At 68.7% G+C, this 1,464-nt stretch carries 1 protein-coding gene and 3 pseudogenes; 1 reads left to right on the top strand and 3 read right to left on the bottom strand.

The window, feature by feature from the left end; all coding sequences use genetic code 11:
- From AOK22_RS43350 to AOK22_RS43340, 3 pseudogenes are all read right to left on the bottom strand, one after another.
- Positions 1-183: pseudogene (locus AOK22_RS43350) on the bottom strand (penicillin-binding transpeptidase domain-containing protein); the annotation flags it as partial.
- Positions 184-185: 2 nt separating this feature from the next.
- A pseudogene (locus AOK22_RS43345) lies at positions 186-421 on the bottom strand (penicillin-binding transpeptidase domain-containing protein); the annotation flags it as partial.
- A 13-nt stretch (positions 422-434) separates the two neighbouring features.
- A pseudogene (locus AOK22_RS43340) lies at positions 435-847 on the bottom strand (penicillin-binding protein 2); the annotation flags it as partial.
- Between the two features lie 85 nt (positions 848-932).
- Here AOK22_RS43340 and AOK22_RS35485 point away from each other — a divergent pair.
- Positions 933-1,464 (top strand): LysR family transcriptional regulator (locus AOK22_RS35485; RefSeq protein WP_157872389.1); only part of this gene is annotated, 532 nt, incomplete at its 3' end.

The following is a 1,464-nucleotide window of genomic DNA, read 5'->3' as shown; positions in this document are numbered from 1 at the left end:
GGTCTCCGGGGAGACGGCGCGGTTCAGCACCTCGGGCCGGGACTTCTCCAGCAGCGCCAGGTCGGGACCGCGCAGCTCGTCCACCATGTACGGCTTCATCACCTTGCCGTCGTTGGCGATCCCGGCGACGGTCATGGCCATCTGGAGCGGCGTGCTGGTGACGCTGCCCTGGCCCATGCCGGTNNTGCTCCTTGTTGAAGCCGAACGCCTCCGCCGTCTCCCGCATCTTGTCCTTGCCGGTCTTCAGCGCCGCGTCCAGGAAGACGTTGTTGCACGACCACTGCATGGCGGTCTTCATCGACACCTTGTCGCACATGGAGTTGGGCACGACGTTGCCGATCTCGGTGCTGCTGAGCGGCAGCCGGTAGGGGGCGCGGGCGCCGGAGGAGGCGTCGATGTCGGTGACCGTGCCGTGCTCCAGCGCGGCGGCCNNNATGGTGGTGATGACGTCGCCGGGGCGCGGCTTCTCACCGGTCAGTACGTCCAGGGGGCTGCCGAGGAGCCTGCGGTCCTTGCCGCTGAGCACGTCGTTCTCCACGCCCTCCAGGAACGTGGAGCCCTGGGCCTGGGAGAAGTAGCCGGTGATCGGCGCGTACATCGGGCCGTTCTTGAAGACGCGCTTGTACTTGAAGTCCGAACCCGGCGTCGGCACGGAACCGGTGATCGGGTCGCCGCCCACGATGATGTCTCCGCGCGGCTGGCTGAACGCGTCGATCTTCACGCGCCGGTTGTGCTCGTGCGCGGCCAGGTCCTCGCCCTGGGCGAACTGCACCCAGGTGGCCCGCCCCAGCAGGGACAGCACCAGGACCCCACAGAAGACGGCTATGTGCCTCAATGTCCTGTTCATTGCGTGAGCAGAGCAGTTCCGGCATGCATGTGTCCAAGATGGATATGGCCCCTGTACTGATTAATCTGAGATATCGTCGCTGTTCGTGGACCTGATACTGCACCTGCGGTGCTTTGTGGCTGTTGCAGAAGAGTCACATTTCGGCCGGGCGGCGGCCCGGCTCGGCACGGCCCAGCCGCCCCTGTCCCAGCGCATCCAGCGCCTGGAGCGGGAACTGGGCGTCCGGCTCTTCGAGCGCAACAGCCGCCAGGTCACGATCACCAAGGGCGGTACGCTCCTGCTCGCCGAGGCCCGCGAGCTCCTCGCCCGCGCGGAGGCCCTGATGGCCACCAGCCGCCGCATCCGGGACGGCGACGCCGGACTGCTGCGCGCCGCGCTGCCGCCCGACATCGCGGGCGAGACCGTCGCCGAGATCCTGGTGGAGTTCCGGCGCCGCCACGCGGACGTCGAGCTGGAACTGCACGAGCTGTCCACCGCCGAACAGCTCGCCCGCCTCGCCTCGCACGACCTGGACGTGGGGCTCATCCACCATCCCTGCGACGTCACGGGCCTCGAACTCGGCCCGGTCCTGCGCCGCGAACTCGGCGTGCTGCTGCCCCGCGAGGCGCCCGCCGCCC

Source organism: Streptomyces silaceus, assembly GCF_001419745.1.
Taxonomy (GTDB): Bacteria; Actinomycetota; Actinomycetes; order Streptomycetales; family Streptomycetaceae; genus Streptomyces; species Streptomyces silaceus.
Note: the sequence above shows the minus strand (reverse complement) of the source record. Positions and strands in the feature narration are given on the sequence as shown.